This window comes from Streptosporangium sp. NPDC048047 (assembly GCF_040653115.1).
Classification (GTDB): domain Bacteria; phylum Actinomycetota; class Actinomycetes; order Streptosporangiales; family Streptosporangiaceae; genus Streptosporangium.
In genome coordinates this window covers 79,934-99,714 of record NZ_JBEZNH010000004.1, presented here as the reverse complement: position 1 = coordinate 99,714, position 19,781 = coordinate 79,934, and the positions used below count along the sequence as shown (strand labels likewise).

Below are 19,781 nucleotides of genomic sequence, written 5' to 3'. Positions count from 1 at the left end.
CATGAAGATCAGTGTCGTCATCTGTGTCTACACCGAGGACCGCTGGGAGGACATCCGGGCGGCCGTCCGGTCCGTGCTGGACCAGCGACGCACGCCGTACGAGGTCATCCTCGTGGTCGACCACAACCCGGACCTGCACCTGAGACTCAAGCAGGAGCATCCGGACGTGGTCGTGGTGGAGAACACGCACCAGAAGGGCCTGTCCGGTGGCAAGAACACCGGCGCGGAGATCGCCACCGGCGATGTCGTGGCCTATCTGGACGACGACGCGGTGGCCGAGCCTGGCTGGCTGGAGGCTTTGGAGGAGGGCTTCCAGACCCCGTCCGTCGTGGGGGTGGGCGGGCTGACCAGGCCGTTGTGGGCCACGGGGCGCCGCCCTCGCTGGTTCCCCGAGGAGTTCGACTGGACCGTGGGCTGCACCTACCGGGGCATGCCCACGGTCCGGGCTCCGATCCGCAACGTCATGGGCGGCAACGCCGCCTTCCGCCGCGAGGTCGTCGGCGAGGTCGGCGGCTTCCACACCGGGATCGGCCGCAGCGTGCAGGGGCGTAAGAGCCGCCCGCTGGGCTGCGAGGAGACCGAGTTCTGCATCCGCCTGTCCCAGCGGCGCCCCGGCTCGGTGATGCTGTTCGAGCCGGGAGCGGTGATCGGCCACAAGGTCCCCGCGCCCCGGATGGGCTTCGCCTACTTCCGGTCGCGCTGCTACGCCGAGGGCCTGTCCAAGGCCCTGGTCGCCTCCAGCGTCGGCGCCCAGGACGGCCTGTCGAGCGAGCGGAGCTACGCCACGAGGACGCTGCCCCTGGGGGTGCTGCGCGGCGTCGGCTCGGCGCTGCGGGGCGACCTCGCCGGCCTCGGCCGGGCCGCGGCGATCGTGGTCGGCCTGGCCTGGACCGCCTGGGGGTACGCGGTGGGCACCGCCCGGCTGAGGCTGGGGCGGTCATGACCGGCGTTCCGATACTGATGTACCACGCGGTGAGCGACACCCCGAACGACGCGACCCGGCCGCTGGCCGTCTCGCCGGGGCGCTTCGCCGAGCAGCTCGGCCTGCTGCACGACCGGGGCTTCACCCCGATGACGCTGTCGGACCTGGTCGCGGGCGTGCACCGGACCGGGAAGCTGCCGGCCAAACCGGTGGCGATCACCTTCGACGACGGCTACGCCGACTTCCACAGCGACGCGCTGCCGATCCTCGACCGGTTCGGCTACCCCGCCACGGTCTTCGTGACCAGCGGCTGGGTCCAAGACGCCGGCCCCCGCGCGGCCGGGCGCAGGCTGGCGCCGATGCTCGCGTGGAGCCAGGTCCGCGAGGCCGTCTCCTGCGGCATCGAGATCGGCGGGCACAGCCACAGCCACCCGCAGCTCGACCAGCTCCCCGACGCCGAGCTCCGCAACGAGCTGCGCACCAACCGGGCCCTGCTGGAGGACCAGATCGACCGCCCGGTGGCCACGATGGCCTACCCCTACGGCTACTCCAGCGCGCGGGTGCGCAGGGAGGTGCGCCGGGCCGGGTACTGGACCGCCTGTGCGGTGGCGAACGACGCCTTCGAGGAAGGCGACGAGATGCTGACGATCCCCCGCCTGACGATCACCGAGCGGACGTCCATGGCGAAGTTCACCAAGGCCGTCGAGGGAGAGGCGCTGCCCCTGCTCTACCTGCGGGAGCGGGCCCTCACCAAGGGTTACGCGCTGGTGCGCCGCACACGCTACGGGTGGCGCCAGGTCTCGACGCTGTACGCGCGGGGGCGGGTAACGGCAGGTGAGTGACACGAGTCTCTCCAGTGGAACGGCGGAGACCCGGGTGACGCGGGACGGGCCGCTGAAGAACCTGTGGAGCCGTCTTCCCAAGGACCTCAACGACCCCCTGCTGCGCAACGCCTACTCGCTGATCGTCAACGCGGGCGCCGCGGGCGCCCTGGGGCTCGCCTACTGGACGGTGGCCGCCCGGTTCTACTCCGAGGGCGACTACGGCCGTTCCTTCGCGCTCATCGCCGCGATGCGCCTGCTCGCGGCGATGACCGCGTTCGGGTTCGTCGGCGCGCTGACCCGCTTCCTGCCCGAGGGCGGGCGGGCGACCGGGCGGCTCGTCGGCGCCGCGTACCTCGTGGGCGGCGGCGCGGCGGCCCTGGCCACCGGCTTCTTCCTGGCCACGCTCGACCTCTGGGGGCCCAACTACGGGAGCCTGCACGGGATCGGCACGGCCGGGTGGTTCCTGTTATCGGTCGTCCTGTGGTCGGTCTTCACCCTCCAGGACGTGGTGCTCACCGCCCTGGGCAAGGCCACCTGGGTGCCGCTGATCGGGGTGGGCGTCGGAATCGCCAAGATCGTCCTGGTGGCGGTGCTGGCCCCGGTCTTCCCCGGCACCGGGATCTTCCTCGCATGGACGATCCCGGTGGCGATCACCGTCGTGCCGATCAGCATCGCGATCTTCGGCAGGCTGTCGCCGATGGCCGCCGCCAGGGGCGCCCACCGCGCCCCGCCCCGCTCGCGCCGCATCGGCCGCTTCCTCGCCGGGGACTTCCCCGGCACGCTGCTCATCCTCATCAGCGTCTACCTCGTGCCGGCGATCGTGTCGGGCGGCGTCGACGCGAAGGTCGCCGGGTACTACGGCGCGGCCGTCACGCTCGTCGGCGTCTTCGACATGCTCGCCCTCAACATGGCCATCTCGCTGACCATCGAGGGCTCCGGCGACCCCTCGCTGCTGGCCGGCAAGTGCCGCCTCGCGCTGCGGCGGACCCTGATGCTGCTGGTCCCGGTGGTCACCGTGGCCGCGCTGAGCGCGCCGCTCGTGCTGCGCCTGGGCTGGGGCCCCGCCTACGCCGATCACGGGGCGGCGGTGCTGCGGCTGCTGGCCCTCGCGTGCCTGCCGCACGCGGTGATCGAGATCTACCTCGGCGTGCTCCGCGCGCGCAGCCGGGTACGGACGCTCCTGATGCTCCAGGCGCTCCTGTGCGTGCTGGTCGTGAGCCTGTCGTTCGTCTTCTTCCGGCTCTACGGCATCACCGGCGTGGGCATCGGCGCGCTGACCGCCCAGCTGGTCGTGGTGGCCGTCATCACGCCCGGCCTGGTCTCCGTGCTGCGCGCGGCGCCGCAGGCCCCGGCCGCGGAGGCCGATCTCTCGCCGGACGAGACCCCGACCCTGGTCATGATGATCGTGGACGCCCAGCCCACCGTGGCGACCGTGGCGTCGTCGGCGGCGCACGGCCCGGACCGGGCCGCCGGGCGGGAGGCCGCACCCGTACGGCCCCGCGTGCCCCTGGCGGTGCGGGCCAGGGCCTGGCTGCCGCCGCTGATCACCGCCGAGGGGCTGGCGGTGGTCGCGCTCGCCGCCGTCTCCGGCGGCGCCCCGTCGTTCCCGTCCACCGCCGCGGCCGTCGCCGGCGCCGGGCTGCTGATCGTGGCCTTCGCCGCCGAGCTGCTGATGAACCGCCGCCGCCCGGTACTGTGGACACAGCTCGTCGCCGTCGCGGTGTGCCTGAACGCCACCGCGGCGCAGGCCGGTCCGGCCGCGGAGCTCGCCGGCCGGGTGCTGCGGATCATGACCACCGGCGAGGCCCCGGGCGGCGACCTGCTGCTGGCGTTGCCGGCCTTCCTGGCGCGTGCCATGGGCCTGACCGACCCGACCTGGCTGCTGGCGTGGGCGCCGGCCGCCTTCGCGGTGGCCGCGCTGGCTCCGGCGGCGCTGGCCGTACGGACGCTCCGTGCCGGTGAGCGGCTGCGCTGGCCCGCGGTGATGCTGGTGACGATCGTCTTCCGGCTCGTCTCGACGGGGTCCCCGCAGGTGGCCCTGGCCGTCCTGCTCGGCCTGTGCGCCGCCGCGCTGGCGCTGACGCCGGCGCGCAGGACACGGCGCGGACCCGAGCCGGCCGTCTCCTCGACGGACGAGCCTCTGAGAACGGCGGCCTGAACCACCTAGACTGCCGCCACGGCGCTCGACCTGCGTCTCCCCACAGCTCAAGCTCCATTGAAAGGACCCATCGTGAACGACTGGCCGGCGGTCACCGCAGTCATTCCCACCCGCAACCGCCCCGACTTGCTCCGTGAGACGATCGACTCGATCCTCGGCCAGGACTACCCGGGCGACGTGACGTGCGTCGCCGTCTTCGACCAGAGCGACACGGACGAGTCGTTCGCGTCCGACGCCCCGGGACGCCGCGTGCTGGTCACCCCGAACAAGCGGCAGCCGGGGATCGCGGGGGCCCGCAACACCGGCAGCCTCATGGCCGACAGCGAGCTGGTCGCCTTCTGCGACGACACCGACCTGTGGCTGCCGCACAAACTCCGCGCCCAGGTGGCCGCGCTCGGCGACGGGCACTTCGTGACCTGCGGGGTGGAGATGTTCAACGACACCTCCTCCTATCCCAGGTCGATCCCCATGACCTCGGTGACCCTGCGCGACCTGCTGAACAAGCAGCTCCCCGCGATGCACCCCTCGACCTACCTGATGCGGCGCGAGGCGCTGGTGGAGGGCTTCGGGCTGGTCAGCGAGGAGCTGCCCGGCGGTTACGGCGAGGACTACGAGCTGCTGCTCCGGGCCGCCAAGCTGGGGCCGATCGCCAACCTCCCCGAGATCGGGGTGCGGCTGCGGATGCACAACTCCTCCTACTTCTCCTTCGTCGACATCAGCGCGACCGTCTCCGAGGCGCTGCGCTGGATACTGGACCGGTACCCGGAGTTCGCCGGGGCGGGCGGCTACGCTCAGCTCAGCGGGAAGATCGCCTTCGCCGAGGCGTCCATGGGCCACTCCTCGCAGGCGCTGCGCTGGATCGGCCGCACCGTGCGCAAGCGCCCCTGGGAGCCGCGCGCCTACCTCGCGCTGGCCGTGACCGCCGGGGTGCCCGCCGACGCGATCGTGAGCCGGCTGCAGCGGATGGGCCGCGGCATCTGACGGACCCAGGCCCCGCCACGGCGGGCCCGGCATCCACGGGGGATCAGAGAAAGCGGCGCCCGGCGGAAACCGATGGAATCCGTGAGTCCACAGATTCACAGGAAACCGTAAGAAACGGCCGGAGCGGCGACCACCTGCGGTTAAGCGCGTCTCCTTATGCTCGCCATAACAGCGGACGGGCATGATCTCATATAAAAATCAATTAAAATTCGAACGACCTGAGAAGACGCGCTCTATGTTGATCGTCACCGTTCTCCCGGCCTCACCCACTCGGACGGACTCATGAGCCAGCCTGGAAACAGAAGGCACGCCAGACCCGCGGGGAAATCCCCGGTCTCACGGTGGCTGCTCGTCGCCCTGGCCGGCGTTCTCGTGGCCGCGGCGGGCATCTACGCGCTCGTCTCCAGAGGCGGCGGCGATGGCGAGGCGGCCGCTCCCCCTCCCCCGACGATCCCGGGGGAGAGCACCTCGCCCACCTCCTGCGCTCCCACCGACAAGCTCGTGCCGCCCTGCGGGGCCTGGTGGGGCATGCACGTGCCGGTGACCAGCGACGCCCAGCTCGTCTCCGGCGTGGGGGCCGTCGAGAAGCAGATCGGCCGCAAGCTGGACATCACTATTAGCTACCACGACATGTCCGACAGCCCGTCCGGGCGGTTCTTCCGGGACGGCGAGGTCGCGCTGAGCTCCGACCGTCTCACCCTCCTCGGCTGGGAGTCGTCGATCTGGAGCGACAACCTCGACATCCCCTGGAAGGAGATCGCGGCCGGATACTACGACCAGGCCATCATCGACCAGGCCGCCCGGGTCAGGGAGTACGGCAAGCCCGTGCTGGTCGGCTTCGACGGCGAGAAGGACCGCGACGAGACCGGCCAGGACCCGAAGGACTACATCGCGGCCTACAAGCACATCGTCGACGGCTTCCGCCAGGAGGGCGCGGACAACGCCGTCTGGGTCTGGGGCGTCACCGGCTACTACCCGTTCCGCGACCGGTGGAAGTCGTACTACCCGGGCGACGACTACGTCGACTGGATCAGCTACGACCCCTACAACTTCGCCTCCTGCCGCAAGGCCCCCTGGCAGGACTTCGAGAAGACGGTGCGGCCCACCTACGACTGGTTCCAGGAGAACGGCTTCGCGGGCAAGCCGATGATGCTGGCCGAGTACGGCACCGAGAGCGACAAGAGCGACTCCTCCGCGCGTGCCGACTGGTACCGCGACATCCCGGACGTGGCGAAGACGATGCCCAACCTCAAGGCGTTCATCCAGTGGAACAACGTCGACGGCGAGTCCTGTGACTTCAGACTGACCGGTTCCGGCGTCATGGAGGCGTTCGCCGAGGCCGGCCGGGACCCCTACTTCAAGCAGCCGGGCGCGGCGCAGGGCGGCAAGGCGCAGGCCACGGGCTGAGCGACGACGCGCCGCCGTCCGGGGGTCATCCGCACGGCGGCGCTTCGGCGACCGGGCGCGGGCGATGACGGCACCGCGCCGGGAAGGGACCCGGCCCCGTACGGCGGCATGCCGGGAATCTGGTGGATCCCGATGGAACACGCCAGGCGGGAGTCCCGGCAGCCAGGCACGGAGGAGAATCCGCGCGGAGTAAAGTCGGGGTCTGGCATTGGCATGACGGGGACCGGGAGAGGGCGAGCGTGGCGGGCAGGAAGGCCGAAGAAGTCAACGAGGAGCCGGCCACCCGAGCGTTCGCGCGACCGCCGTCCACTCCGGCCGCGTCTCCCGGAAGCCCCGGGGAGACCGCGGCGTCCGGGACGCCGGAACGTTCCCGGGGCGACGAGGAGCCCACGGACGAGGCTGGGCCCACGGACGGCGGGAAGTCGCCGGACCGTGTGGAGTCCTCGCACGAGGATCAGTCCACGGACGGCGGGGAGTCACCGGACCGCGGGGAGCCTTCGGACGAGGCTGAACCCTCGGACGGCGGGACCGTGTCCGGAGCGGCCTCGGATCGCACCGTCGCGTCCGGGGAACCCTCGGACGGCATCGCCGCGTCCGGGCACCCCCCGGACGGCGCCACCGGCGACGAGGAGCCCTCGGGCGGCATCGCCGGCCACGGAGCGGCCTCGGACGGCGAGGAGGACGAGCCCTTCTGGCCCGTGTGGCCCGTCCTGCGGACCGAGGACCGGACCGAGGACCAGGACCGGACCGAGAGCCAGGACCGGACTGAGGACGAAACAGGGGACGAGGTCCCCGGTGGTGACGGACCCGCCGACGAGGAGGCCCCCGGCGGGCCCGCCGACAGGGACGGGTCCGCCGAGGAGGACGCGGTCCCCGGCCGGGGCGGACCCGGTGCGGAGGGCGCGACCGTCGTCGTGACCGGCGCCTCGCTCGCGGCGCTCCGCGCCCGCGACGGCGACGGCTACAGCGACAGCGACAGCGACAGCGACAGCGAAGACCGTGGCAGAGCCCGCGACCGCGACGAGGACGAGATCGAGATCCTCATCGCGGAGGAGGACACGGACACGGACGCCTCACCAGGCGGCGAGGACGAAGGCGCCTCACCCGGTGACGGGACCGGCCGGGACGGCGAAAGCGACGCGGACGAGGAGGCGGATGACGACTCACCCCCGGCCTCGTCCCGGACCCCGTCCGGCGACGCCTCACCCGAAGGCGGGAGCGACGAAGGCGGCACACCCGGGGAGGAAGAGGGAGCCGAGGAGCTCGTCGTCCTCGCTCCCCCCGTGGAGGACGACGACGCCACCGTGAGCTGGCGCGTCCCGGCCGACCTCCTGAGCGCGCGGGCCCGCGGGTCCTCCGTACCGTCATCCGTACCGTCCGGCGGATCGTCCGGCGCGGTGTCCGCCGGTTCGGTGCTGACGGCCGGGAGGACGGCGGTGCGGACCGCGGAACCGTCCCTGTCGGTGGTCCTCGCCGCCGACTCCATGGACTCCCGGGCCCGGCTGACCGCCACGGTCGCGGCGCTGCGCGCCCAGGACCCGGCGCCCGAGGAGATCATCCTGGTCGTCGACCAGTGTCCGGAGCTGGCCTCCTGGGCCGAGGCCGAGCTCGCCGGCGTCACGGTGCTGCCGGGGCGTGAGGCGGGCGGCGCGGCCGCGGCGCGCAACCTCGGGCTGGCGAACGCCCGCGGTGACGTGATCGCTTTCCTGGACGAAGGCTCACTGCCCGAGCCCGGATGGTCGGCGTCCCTGCTGGCCGCCTACGCCGACGACGACGTGGTCGCGGTGCGCGGCCGGGTGACGCCGCGCTGGAGCGCCGGCCGTCCCGACTGGTTCCCCACCGAGCTGTCCTGGGTCCTGGGGGTGCCGTGCACCGGCGCGCCCGAGGAGACCGAGGAGATCGACGACCTGTACGGCGGCGCCCTGTCGTTCCGGCGCCGGACGCTGTCCGAGGCGGGCGGCTTCCCCGAGACGCTGGACCGCCGCGCGGGCGACGCCGCCGCCGAGCCCACCGGGGGGACCGCGACCGAGCTCCGCTCCCGCCTGCGGGAGCTCGCGCCCGAGGCGAAGCTGATCCACGAGCCCTCGGCCGCCGTGCGGCTGAACGTCCCGCCGCGCCGGGCCCGCCTGTCCTACTTCCTGGCCCGGTGCTTCGCCGAGGGCCGGTCGCAGGCGGGCGTGCCGCGGCGGGCCAGCGGGCGGGAGGGGGCACTGGCCCACCTGGCGCCCGTCCGGGCCGGGCTGCCCAAGGCGATCTTCCGGGCCGTCACCTTCACCGGCCCGGTGGACGTCAAGGGCTGGAAGGCCCTGCTGGTCATGCTCCTCGGCCTGGCGGCGGTCAACGCCGGCTACGTCGCCCGGCGGCTGCGGACCACGCGCACCGAGGGGACCGCCCGGCAGGTGAGCACCCTGACCTGGTTCGTCTCCCGCACGTCGCTGCCGCTGGCCAGCATCCTGTGGGGGCTGTCGCTCCGCGGCGTCCACCTCGACGGGATGACCGACCTCGGGCTGATCACGGTCATGCCGGTCACGTTCTGGCTGGCGATCGCGGTCATGGTGATCGGGTTCGTCTGCCTGCTGGGCGACCGGGAGGCCCTGGAGTTATGGCACGCGGGCTACGTGCTCGTGCTGATCGCCGTGCTCCACGCGACCCCCGCCCTGCTCTACCCGTCGTTGCGCTACTCCTGGGCGTGGAAGCACGTCTCGGTCATCGACTACCTGATCAGGTACGGCGCGACCGACCACAGTGTCACGCCGCTGTCGGCCTACCACCAGTGGCCGGGATTCTTCTCCTTCTTCGCCCTCATGACGAGGGCCGCGGGGCTGGAGAACGCCCTGGGCATCGCCGTGTGGGGACCGGCCGTCTTCAATGCCGCGCTGCTCCTGCCGCTGCTGCTGCTCTGGCGTACGGTCACCCGCAACCGGCAGCTGGTGTGGGGCGCGGTATGGATCTACTTCTCCTGCTCCTGGGTCGGGCAGGACTACTTCTCCCCCCAGGCCACCACCCTCGTCCTCTACCTGATCGTGCTCTCCGTCGTGGTCAGGCGCTTCCGGCGCGGTCCGATCCGGGCCGGTGAGGATCCCGAGGCGCTGGCCGCCGAGCCTCCGCCCGTCTCCGGCACCCGGACCCGCCTGATCTGGTCCTGCCTGCTGGTCATCGTCGTCCTGGGCATCGCCTCCTCCCACCAGCTCACCCCGCTGGTGCTGACGGCCGCGCTCTTCTCCCTGGTCCTGCTGCGCCGCCACCGCAACTTCGGCATCCTGGCGGTCACCGCGATCGTCGTGGTGGGCTGGGACCTGCTGGCCGCCCGGCAGCTCCTGGAGGACCGTTTCGGGGAGATCCTCGAGTCGCTGGGCGACGCCGGCGGCAACCTCGACGACGGCCTCATCGCCCTCGGTGACGCCTCCCCGGGCCAGGTGGTCGTCGCCTACGCCGACCGCGCGCTGTCCGCCGGGCTGTGGCTGCTGGCGTTCGCCGGGGCCTACAAGCGCCGCCACCTGCTCAGGCGGGCGTGGCTGCCGCTGGTCGCGATCGGGGTGAGCCCGCTGCTGTTCCTCGCCGGCGGAAGCTACGGCGGCGAGATCGTCTTCCGGGTCTACCTGTTCACGCTGCCGCTGACCGCGTTCCTGGCCGCGGCCCTCTTCCTGCCGGCCCGCCGGGAGTGGGTCCGCCTGACGGCGCTGCCGCTCGTCTTCCTGCTGATGGTCACCGGATTCTTCTTCGGCAACTACGGCAAGGAGCAGACGAACTACTTCACCCCCGAGGAGGTCGCGCTCGTCCAGGCGGTCTACAAGGTCGCACCGCCCGGCTCGCAGATCATCGCGCCCACGTTCGTCCTCCCGGGTGCCTATGACTACTACGAGCGCTACGACCGCACCTGGCTGGACGAGCTGCCGCCGTCGCGCACCGCCGTGAAGGACCTGCCCGACAACGTCCCCACCCTGCCGGAGATGATCAAGAATCCGGTACCGTCGCTGACCAGGCTGATGTCCTGGCTTCCGCCGGACGGGAAGGCTTATCTGATCATCAACCGGGCACAGAAGGCCGCCACCGAGACCGCGGGCACCTTCCCCAAGGGGACGGTGGACCGGCTCGACAAGGGCGCCGCCGCGTCGAGCCGTTTCAAGCTGCTCCTGCGCACCCCCGGGGGCGTCGTCTACGAGCTGATCCCGGAGAAGAGCAAGTGACCCCCTCGAACCGGCCGAGCTGGCCGATGCCGCTGCTCGCCCTCACCGGATGGCTGGCCCTGCTGGTGACGCACGTGGCCGACGTCGGCTTCCTGCGGGTCACGGTGACGATCGTCTTCATGCTCACCTGCCCGGGGACCGCCGTGCTGGCCCTGGCGCGCCCGCTGTTCGGACGCCGTGACCACGCCGGGGACGCCACGGAGAGCACGGCGCTCGCCCTGGCCCTCAGCGTGGCCCTCGGGGTGATCGTGAGCGAGGCGTTCTTCATGAGCGGCACGTTCACCACGGACCGGGCGATGATCGCGCTGGCCTCCGTCACCACGGTCGCCGCGCTGGGCGCGCTGCTGACCGGGCGGCTGGCACGGCGTTCCCGTCGCGGTGCCCGCCGCCGCGCCGTGGCGGCCTCCACCGACCCCTCCTGACGCAGGGCGCCGCCCGGCCGCCGCCGTACGCCGGGGACCGTGCGGGTGGGGGGCCGTACGCGTGGGGGGCCGTACGCATGGGGAGAGCCGTGCGGCCGGGAGCGGCGCGGCGGCGGGCGTGAACCCGGGGGCGGCCGTGTGGCGATACATCACCGACCACCCGTCCCACGGAAGGCCGGCCTCGATGCCATGGTGCCCGCGATGACCGCTCCGCCCACCGCCCGGAGCCTCGACTCCGACCTCGTCAGGGAGTCCCTGACGCGGCCGGAGGCGTTCTCCGCGCTGTTCGACCGTTACGCGGCGATGCTCTACCGGTACGTCTCCCGCCGGCTCGGCCCGGAGAGCGCCGAGGACCTCGTCGGCGAGACGTTCCTGGTCGCCTTCGCCCGCCGGAGGAGCTACGACCTGACCTATGACGACGCCCGCCCCTGGCTGTTCGGCATCGTCACCAGGCTGGTCTCCCGGCACCGCCGCGCCGAGGCCGCCCGCTACCGGTCGCTGCTGCGCACCGCCCCCGAGGACGTCGTGGAGTCGCCCGCCGACCGGGTGGCCGCCGGGGTCACCGCCCAGGCGTCCCGGCCCGCGCTCGCCCGCGCCCTGGCCGGGATCGCGGCCCGCGACCGCGACGTCCTGCTGCTGATCGCCTGGAGCGACCTGTCGTACGAGGAGGTGGCGCGGGCCCTGGACATCCCGGTCGGCACCGTACGGTCCCGTCTCAACCGGGCCCGGCGCAAGCTCCGCGCGGCGCTCGGCGACACCAACCCGCTGCACCAGGAGGAGGCGTGACCATGGACGACCTGACGATTCTCCGCGACCTCGGCCGCGACCTGGAGCACGAGCCGCCGGCGACGCTGGCGCACCAGCGGCGGCGTCTCCTCGGCGCCGCGTCCCGCCCTCGGCGGACGTCCCGGATGTTCCCGGCCGCCCGGCCGCTCCGGGTGACGCGCGGCTGGGCGGCGCTCGGCCTGGCCGCCGCGGTCACCGCGGCCGCCGCCGTCGCCGTCCCCGTGGTGCTCCGGGCCTACGGCTTCCAGGCGACCGTCGGGGACCCGTCCGTCACGGCCCCTGAGGGCAGGCGCCCGCCCGCCGCCGACGGAACCCTCGACATCCTGTTCGTCGGCACCGACAGCGAGGCGCTCAACCCCCGCCACCGGGCGGGCACCGGCGCCCGCAGTGACACGATGCTGCTGATCCACCTGCCCGCCGGGCGGAAGAAGGCCACGGTCGTCTCCTTCCCCCGCGACTCGCTCGTCTGGATCCCCTCCTGCGAGACCCCCGGCGGGAAGCCCGTCCCGGCCCGGACCGACATGATCAACTCTGCTTACAGGAAGGGCGGGCTGAGCTGCGCGTGGAAGACGGTGGAGTCCCTGACCGGGATCCGCGTCGACCACGCGATGGAGACCGACTTCTCCGGGTTCGCGAAGCTGGTGGACGCGCTGGGCGGGGTGGAGGTGACGCTGCCGCGGCCGGTGGTCGACCCCAAGGCGAAGGTGCGGCTCCCCGCCGGCCGGCAGATGCTGGACGGCAGGGCCGCGCTGGGCTACGCGCGGGTTCGCTACGCCCTGGGCGACGGCTCGGACCTCATGCGCGTCCAACGCCAGCAGCGGCTGATGGCCGCCCTGGTGAAGAAGGCGGAGAAGCTGACCGGCGATCCGGCGAAGCTGGCGGGCTTCCTCACCGAGGCACGAAAGTGGGTCAGGACCGACCCCGCGTTCGACGCCGAGACGATGTCCGCCGTCGCCGAGAGCCTGCGGACGGTCAGACCCGGTGACGTCGAGTTCGTGATCGTGCCGACGTACCAGCACCCCGCCGACCATAACCGGCTGCAGTGGGACTCCCGCGCCGCCGAGCGGCTGTTCGCCGGGCTCCAGAAGAAGTAGGGCCGCGCGCTCCCCGGCGAGCGGGCCGGGGAGCGCGCTCATGGCGAGCACGCGCCGCGAGGACGCATCCAGAGGGCCGGAGACGTCGCGGGACACATCCGAGGCGGAGTCCCGACGGGGCGTCCTCGCGGCGAGGGCGAAGGCGCCGCGAGGACGGAGCAAGACGGAGGCGAGGGCCGTCGCAACGAGAGGCGCGGCGGGTCAGAGCCCCTCGTCCAGCGCCCGGTGCGCCCGGGCGACCAGCAGCGGCACCGCGGCCCCGATCTCGTCGAACCCCTCCCCGACCGTCTTGCCCTGGACGAAGCGGGCGTGGATGCCCTCCACGATGACCGCCAGCTTGTAGTTGCCGAACGCCAGGTAGAAGTCCAGGTCGCCCAGGTCGGCGCCGGACACCCGGGCGTAGTGCTCGGCGAACCCCCGGCTGTCGAGGAAGCCGGGGGTGAGGGTGATGTCGCCGGCGACCGGCAGGGCGGCGCGTTCGTCGTCGCCGGGGTCGTGCCAGTAGGTCAGGGTCAGGCCGAGGTCCGCGATCGGATCGCCCAGGGTGGACATCTCCCAGTCGACGACCGCCCGGATGTCGGGGGCCGCGCCGGGGGCGAGCCGTACCAGCGTGTTGTCCAGGCGGTAGTCGCCGTGCACGAGGGCGGCGCGGGAGGTGCCGGGCAGGCGGTCGCGCAGCCGCGCGGCGAGCCGGTCGTACTCGGGCAGCTCGCGGGTCTTCGAGCGCTCCCACTGCTGCCCCCAGCGTTCGAGCTGGCGGACCATGTACCCGTCGGGGCGGCCGAACCCGGCCAGGCCGACGGCCTCGTAGTCGACGGCGTGGATGGCCGCCAGGATCTCGGCGAGCCGTTCCGAGAGCGCCCTGGCGTCCCCGGGCGACAGCTCGGCGTCCTGCCGCCCCCTGACGGCCTGCCCCTCGACGTGTCCCATCAGGTAGAACGGCGCGCCGATGACGTCCTCGTCGACGCAGAGGGCGATCGGCTCGGGCACCGGCACCGCCGTCCCGGCCAGCGCCGAGATGACCCGCCACTCCCGGCGCATGTCGTGCGCGGTGGGCAGGACGTGGCCGAGCGGGGGACGGCGCAGGACCAGGGCGCGGTCCTCGGCGCCGGTCGGGGTGCCGGCCCGGGTGTCGATGCGGGTGTCGATCCGATACGTCAGGTTGGACTTCCCGCCCGAGATGAGGGAGACCCCGGTGGGCTCCCCCAGGTCGGGGACGTTGCTCGCCATCCAGGCGACCAGGCGGGACCAGTTGATGCCGGGCGTGCTCATGACCAAACATTAGAACGCCATTCGGCGCTCATCCGCCAGACGGGTCACCGCCGTGTGTCCCCGATCAGCTCGGCGATCACCGCGGCGCCCCGCCTGACCTCGGTCAGTGAGGCGGCGCCGTACCCGAGCACCAGCCCGTGCCGGCGCGGCCGGTCGCTGCGGCGCGGGCTCTCGGTCCAGTCGACGAGCACGCCCCGCTCCGCGGCGCGGGCGACGACGGAGGGGACGGCGGAGGGCGGGATCTCGATCATCACGTGCAGCCCCGCGGTGTCGCCGCTGACCAGCGGGCCCAGCGCGTCGACGACGGCGGCGCGCCGGCGGGCGTACTCCAGCCGCATGCGCCGCAGGTGCCGGTCCAGGTCTCCCCTCTCCAGCAGTACGGCGACCGCCTGCTGGACCGGGCCGCCGGTACGGTCGGCCAGGTCGTGGCGGGTCCGGGCGACGGCGGCGAGCAGGCCGGGCGCGGCCACCAGCCAGCCGACCCCCACGTCCGGGGACAGGGACTTCGACAGCGTGCCGAGCAGGACGACGCGTTCGGAGTCCAGGCAGTGCAGCGCGGGCAGCGGGGCGACGTCGTAGCGGAACTCGGCGTCGTAGTCGTCCTCCACAACAATCGCGCCGGTACGGCGGGCCCAGGCCAGCAGGCGCTCCCGCCGCGGGATCGGCAGGCGTCCGCCGAGCGGGTACTGGTGGGCGGGGGTGGTGTAGAGGACGCGCAGGTCGTCGGGGAGCTCCTCGACGACGACGCCGTCCCGGTCCACCGGGCAGGGCACGATCTCGGCGCCCCGGGCGGCGAAGACGTTGCCGGCGACCCGGTAGCCGGGGTCCTCGACGCCCGCCCGGTCGCCGGGACGCAGCAGCGTGGCGGCGATGAGGTCGAGGCCGTTGCCGGTACCCCGGGTGACCATGATGTCCTCCGGGCCCACGGCGACCGTCCGGGTCCTGCGCAGATGCTCGGCCAGCGCCTCGCGCAGGCGGGGCAGGCCGTAGGGGTCGGGGTCGTCCCCCGGCGGCAGGTCGGCGGCGGCCCGCCAGGCCCGGCGCCAGGCGGCCCGGTCGAGGTCGCGGACCCAGGGCCGGCCGGGACGCAGGTCGATCACGTGCTTCGTGGGAGGCCCGCCGGGACCGGCGGAAGCGGCGCTCCTCACGGCGGGAACGGAACCGGCGGGAACGGGACCGTTGGGAACGGAACCGGCGGGAACGGAACCGGTGGCTCCGGCGGCCCCCGCCGCTCCGGCCGACGCGACGGGAGCGGGCGCGGGCGCGACGGCGGGGGCGACCGGTTGGGAGGGCGCGTGGACGACCACGTCGGCCACGTAGGTGCCCGAGCCGTGGCGGCCGTCCAGCCAGCCCTCGGCGTACAACTGCTGGTACGCCTCGGTGACGACGGTGCGGCTGACCGCGAGCTGCCGGGCGAGGGCGCGGGTGGAGGGCAGGCGCTCGCCGGACTTGATGGTGCCGTCGCGCATGGCGGAGCGGAGCCGGTTCCCGAGCTGGACGGTGAGCGGGACGAGGGCGTCGCGGTCCACCGAGACGGGCAGGTCGACGGAGGTACGCGGCAAAGTGGTCTCCCGGAAGCACAGAAAAGTGGCCATGTTCCCCATGTCCACTTCTTCATAGGTTAGAGGCATGCTTTCCACGACTCCGCGCACCCGTCCCGGCCGCATGGGGGAACGGGCCAGGACCGGCCGTGAGGACCTGTACGAGGTGCTGGACGCCGGGCTGGTCTGCCATCTGGGCGTGGTGCGGGCCGACGGGGCGCCGATGGTGCTCCCCACCTGCTACGGCCGCATCGGCGACACCCTCTACCTGCACGGCTCGACCGGCTCCTCGTCGCTGCGGGCGGAGGGCGAGGTGTGCGTCACGGTGACCCACCTGGACGGGATCGTGCTGGCCCGCTCGGTCTTCAACCACTCGGTGAACTACCGCTCCGCCGTGGTCTACGGCCGTCCCCGCGTCGTGACGGACCCGGAGGAGCGGATGGAGGGACTGCGCGCGATCACCGAGCAGCTCGCGCCCGGTCAGTGGGACGCCGTCCGCCCGCCGACGCGGAAGGAGCTCGCCGCCACCGCCGTGGTGGCCCTCTCCCTGGCGGAGGCGTCGGTGAAGGTACGGCAAGGCCCGCCGGGTGACGAGGAGGAGGACTACGCGCTGCCCGTCTGGGCCGGGGTGCTGCCGCTGCACGCCTCCTGGGGCGAGCCGGAGGCCGATCCCGCCCTGGCCGCGGGGGTGGACGTCCCGGGGCACGTCGTCTCCCGCGCCGCGCCGGGCCGATAAGGCACGCCGTCCCCGCGCCGGGCCGACAGGGCACGCCGGTCCCCCGCGCCAGACCGGTAGGGCACATCGTCCCCCCGCGCCGGACCGGTCACCGCCGCCACCGCCGGAAGGGTTTCCCGCGGGCCGTACGCCCCCGCTTTTACAGGCGTTCTGATGATTTGTGGTTAATCACCGGAAACCGAGGTTCTGTCGCTAAGCTACGGTCCGTCTTTCATGGGTGGGGGCCCAGTCAACTGAGGAGACCGCATGTACGGCACGTCATCGGCCTGGCGAGTCCCCGGCTATACGGAGATCCGCGAGCTGGGCGCCGGTGCCGCCGGCCGGGTGATGATGGCCCGGCACGACGCCGACGACGTCCTCGTGGCGATCAAATACCTGTCCGACAGGCTCAGGGGCGACGTCGGCTTCGTCGCGCGCTTCCGGCACGAGGCCCGGGTGCTCTACACCCTCGACAGCCCCCACGCCGTCCGGCTCTACGACTACGTCGAGACCGGCGAGGGCGCCGCGATCGTCATGGAGCTGGTCAACGGCGTCCCGCTGCGGGCCGTCCTCCGTTCGGAGGGGCCGACCGGCCCGGAGGCCGCGCTGACGGTGCTCAAGGGGGCGCTCACCGGCCTGGCCGCCGCCCACAAGATCAACGTCGTGCACCGCGACTTCAAGCCCGAGAACGTCCTGATCGAGCCCGACGGCACGAGCCGGCTGGTCGACTTCGGCATCGCCGTCCGCTCCGGCGAGGGGGACGTCCCGGCGGGCACGCCGCCCTACATGGCGCCGGAGCAGTGGTCCGGAGGCCCGGCCTCCCCCGCCACCGACGTCTACGCGGCCACCGCCGTGTTCTTCGAGTGCCTGACGGGCGCCCGCCCGTTCCGCGGGACGAACATCGCCGCGCTGGCCCGGCAGCACCAGAGCATGGCCCCTCCGACGGAGGAGGTGCCCTCGGCCCTGCGGGGCCTGGTGGAGCGGGGCCTGGCCAAGCACGAGACCGACCGCCCGCCGACCGCCATCGCCTTCCTCACCGAGCTGGAGGCGGTGGCCGCCGACGCCTACGGCCCCGACTGGGAGGAGCGGGGGCGCCGCCGCCTGGCGGCGCTCGCCGGGATCATGGCGTCGCTCCTTCCCTTCCCGCGCAAGCCGGCGACCTCGGAGGCGCACACCTCGCTCGCCGAGACCGACCTGGGCGACCCGGTGCCGGGAGGGACCGGGTCGGACGGGTATGAGGACCTGGACCTGGACGACCACGGCTGGCGGGCGGTGATGTCCAGGCGGCGCTCCAAGATCCTGGTCGGCGTCGGGTGCGTCGCGCTGATCGGCGTCATCGGGATGGTGCTGGTCAACTCCTCCGGCTCCAGCGAGATCCAGGCCCGCAGCTCGGCCGCCACCGCGAGCGCGACCCCCTCGGAGCCGGTGGAGTCGATCACCCCCGGGGAGACCGACGAGCCGCAGGAGGAGACGTCGGAGGAGCCCACGGCGAAGGCCACGCCCAGCCCGTCGGCGACCGACGAGCCCCCGGCGGCGACCTCCGCGGCCAGCCCGCCGCCGGTGCCGCCCGCGCGCCGGCCCACCGCCCGGCCTTCCAGGGCCACCGCGAAACCGTCGGCCACCCCGACGCGGACCCGCCGCCCGCACCGGCCCGCTCCCAGCCGGAAGCCCTCACCGAGCGCGACCGCGACCGATGAGGAGACCTCCGACATCGGCGGTCCGGGCGAGCAGCCGACGCGGACCTCACCGCCCCGGGCCACCTCCACGCCGCAGACCTCCGCCCCGCAGGCGACGCGGCCGCCGAGGCCGCCGAAGACCGAGAGCCCCTCCCCCACCGAGGGGGGCGGCGAGACCAATCCCTCTCCGACACGCTCCGGCGGGGCGGGCCTCACCTTCTCACCCACCCCGTCCGGCGAGACCGCGTCCACCGCGTTCCTCGCCCTCGGTGCGCTGACCGGCGGCGCCGTCCCGTTCGCCGCCGGACGGGGCACGGCCGGACGGCGCCGCGGGCGCCCGGACGGCCGGACCCGGCGGTGAGCCCGGACCCGGAGGGCCTCGCCGGATTCCGGCCGGCCCACCGGACACGCACCGGGGAACTGGGCGACTGGTGGTCGGCGGTGGCGGCCGACGGACGGCCGGGCGGCGCCCTGCGCTTCTCCCCGGAGCTGGTCGCCGACCCGGCGGCGCGGCGACGGCTGGCCGGGACCGTGACCTCCGACCTGAATCTCGCCCGGGGCGGCCGGATCGGGCTGCTCCCGATCGCCGACCTGGTCGCGGCCGGGGACGACGTCTGGCTGCTCACCTCGGAGCCCGCCGGCCCCACGCTGGCCGACCTGCTGTCCGAACCGCCCGCCGCCCAGGGGCCCGGTGCGGGCGGCGCGGCCGCGGTCCTGGTGGAGACCGCGCAGACGCTCCTGGCACTGCACGCGGCGGGCCTGGCCCACGGCGCGCTGCACCCGGGCACGGTGGTGATCGCCGCCGACGGGTCGGCGTTGCTCGCCGAGCGCGGGCTGGCCGGGGCGCTGCGCGACCGTCCCGCGGCCCCGGAGCACGACGTCACGGCGTGGGCCTCGCTCGCCATGGACCTGGCCGCCCGCTGGGCGGCGCCGTACCCGGAGGCGGCCGGGCTCCTGGAGCGGGCGGCGGCGACCGCCTCCGCCCGGGGCCTCCCCCAGGCCCGTGACGTCCTGCTGGCCGGACGCGACCTGCTGCCGGAGGGGTTCGCCGGGCGCGACCGGCTGGCGGAGGCCGCGCGCCGGCGACAGGCGGAGGCCGCCCTTGCTCCGGGCCCTCCGGGCCTCCCGGGGCCCGTTCCCGGGACCCCACTGCCGGACGAGGGGGGGATCGCCACGCTGCTGCCCGCCGCCGCGGGCGGCGAACACGCGGGAGGCGACGAGAGCACGGTCCTGCGGTTCGGGCCCGGGGTGCCGGCGGAGACCGACGCCGCGCGGATCTGGCGGAGCGGCCGTGACGGGTCTTCCGGCGCGGCCTCCCGCGGGCGGCGGGCCTCCGGCGGCCGGGTCCGGCGCGGCCGTACGGCTCTCGCCTCGGTGATCATCGCGCTGATGGTGGCCGCCGGGGTGCTGGCCTGGCTGTTCCGCGGGCCGGAAGACCCGGGGACGCCGCTGGCGGTGACCGGGGTGCGGGTGATCCCGCCGAAGAAACCGAAGGACTGCTCCGTGCTCGTCAGGATCACCGGCGTGCTCTCCACCAACGGCTCCGCCGGGAAGGTCCGCTACCGGTGGCGGCAGAGCGACCGCAGGACACCGGTCGAGAAGACCGAAGTGGTCGAGGCCGGGAAGACCTCGCACGAGGTGACCCTGCGGTGGAGTATCAACGGCAATGGGGACTTCCGGGGGACCGCCACCCTGCAGGTCCTCTCGCCCCTGCCCAAGGGGAAGAAACTCCAGGACAAGGCCACTTTCACCTACCGATGCACGTCATGATCCGGATAAGCCGATAATGCGGGATA

The 19,781-nt window shown here is 73.6% G+C and carries 14 protein-coding genes; 12 read left to right on the top strand and 2 right to left on the bottom strand.

Annotated elements, in window-relative coordinates:
* Position 1 precedes the first annotated feature (1 nt).
* The 9 genes from AB0D67_RS05060 (at position 2) to AB0D67_RS05020 (ending at position 12,781) form a co-directional block, all read left to right on the top strand.
* Positions 2–943, top strand: coding sequence for a glycosyltransferase family 2 protein (locus tag AB0D67_RS05060; RefSeq protein WP_362930050.1), 942 nt, complete (start codon positions 2–4; stop codon positions 941–943).
* Complete coding sequence (locus AB0D67_RS05055) at positions 940–1,764, top strand: polysaccharide deacetylase family protein (RefSeq protein ID WP_362930048.1); 825 nt, start codon at positions 940–942, stop codon at positions 1,762–1,764. The genes AB0D67_RS05060 and AB0D67_RS05055 overlap by 4 nt, the downstream gene beginning before the upstream one ends.
* Positions 1,757–3,904, top strand: a complete 2,148-nt coding sequence (locus AB0D67_RS05050) for a hypothetical protein (RefSeq protein ID WP_362930046.1) — start codon at positions 1,757–1,759, stop codon at positions 3,902–3,904. Before AB0D67_RS05055 ends, AB0D67_RS05050 begins: the two co-directional genes overlap by 8 nt.
* Before the next feature lie 72 nt (positions 3,905–3,976).
* The gene (locus AB0D67_RS05045) at positions 3,977–4,885 is read left to right on the top strand and encodes a glycosyltransferase family A protein (protein ID WP_362930044.1); all 909 of its coding nucleotides are present in this window, start codon (positions 3,977–3,979) and stop codon (positions 4,883–4,885) included.
* 282 nt (positions 4,886–5,167) lie between these two features.
* The gene (locus tag AB0D67_RS05040) at positions 5,168–6,292 is read left to right on the top strand and encodes a glycosyl hydrolase (protein WP_362930042.1); all 1,125 of its coding nucleotides are present in this window, start codon (positions 5,168–5,170) and stop codon (positions 6,290–6,292) included.
* Positions 6,293–6,822: 530 nt separating this feature from the next.
* Positions 6,823–10,479 (top strand): glycosyltransferase, encoded by a 3,657-nt coding sequence (locus tag AB0D67_RS05035; protein WP_362930040.1) that lies wholly within the window; start codon positions 6,823–6,825, stop codon positions 10,477–10,479.
* Complete coding sequence (locus tag AB0D67_RS05030) at positions 10,476–10,901, top strand: hypothetical protein (RefSeq protein ID WP_362930038.1); 426 nt, start codon at positions 10,476–10,478, stop codon at positions 10,899–10,901. Before AB0D67_RS05035 ends, AB0D67_RS05030 begins: the two co-directional genes overlap by 4 nt.
* A 201-nt stretch (positions 10,902–11,102) precedes the next feature.
* Positions 11,103–11,687, top strand: coding sequence for an RNA polymerase sigma factor (locus tag AB0D67_RS05025; protein WP_362930036.1), 585 nt, complete (start codon positions 11,103–11,105; stop codon positions 11,685–11,687).
* Positions 11,688–11,689: 2 nt separating this feature from the next.
* Positions 11,690–12,781: an LCP family protein gene (locus AB0D67_RS05020; protein WP_362930322.1), complete on the top strand. Its 1,092-nt coding sequence runs from the start codon at positions 11,690–11,692 to the stop codon at positions 12,779–12,781.
* Positions 12,782–12,982: 201 nt separating this feature from the next.
* Here the strand turns inward: AB0D67_RS05020 and AB0D67_RS05015 are convergent, their stop codons facing one another.
* Together AB0D67_RS05015 and AB0D67_RS05010 are read right to left on the bottom strand one after the other, a co-directional pair.
* Complete coding sequence (locus tag AB0D67_RS05015; RefSeq protein WP_362930034.1) at positions 12,983–14,053, bottom strand: phosphotransferase family protein; 1,071 nt, start codon at positions 14,051–14,053, stop codon at positions 12,983–12,985.
* A gap of 44 nt (positions 14,054–14,097) precedes the next feature.
* The gene (locus AB0D67_RS05010) at positions 14,098–15,648 is read right to left on the bottom strand and encodes a PLP-dependent aminotransferase family protein (protein WP_362930032.1); all 1,551 of its coding nucleotides are present in this window, start codon (positions 15,646–15,648) and stop codon (positions 14,098–14,100) included.
* Between the two features lie 34 nt (positions 15,649–15,682).
* Here AB0D67_RS05010 and AB0D67_RS05005 point away from each other — a divergent pair, with 34 nt between their 5' ends.
* From AB0D67_RS05005 to AB0D67_RS04995, 3 genes are all read left to right on the top strand, one after another.
* Positions 15,683–16,330, top strand: a complete 648-nt coding sequence (locus tag AB0D67_RS05005; protein WP_362930030.1) for a pyridoxamine 5'-phosphate oxidase family protein — start codon at positions 15,683–15,685, stop codon at positions 16,328–16,330.
* Between the two features lie 246 nt (positions 16,331–16,576).
* Complete coding sequence (locus AB0D67_RS05000) at positions 16,577–18,346, top strand: protein kinase (RefSeq protein ID WP_362930028.1); 1,770 nt, start codon at positions 16,577–16,579, stop codon at positions 18,344–18,346.
* The gene (locus AB0D67_RS04995; protein WP_362930026.1) at positions 18,343–19,755 is read left to right on the top strand and encodes a hypothetical protein; all 1,413 of its coding nucleotides are present in this window, start codon (positions 18,343–18,345) and stop codon (positions 19,753–19,755) included. Before AB0D67_RS05000 ends, AB0D67_RS04995 begins: the two co-directional genes overlap by 4 nt.
* Positions 19,756–19,781 lie beyond the last annotated feature (26 nt).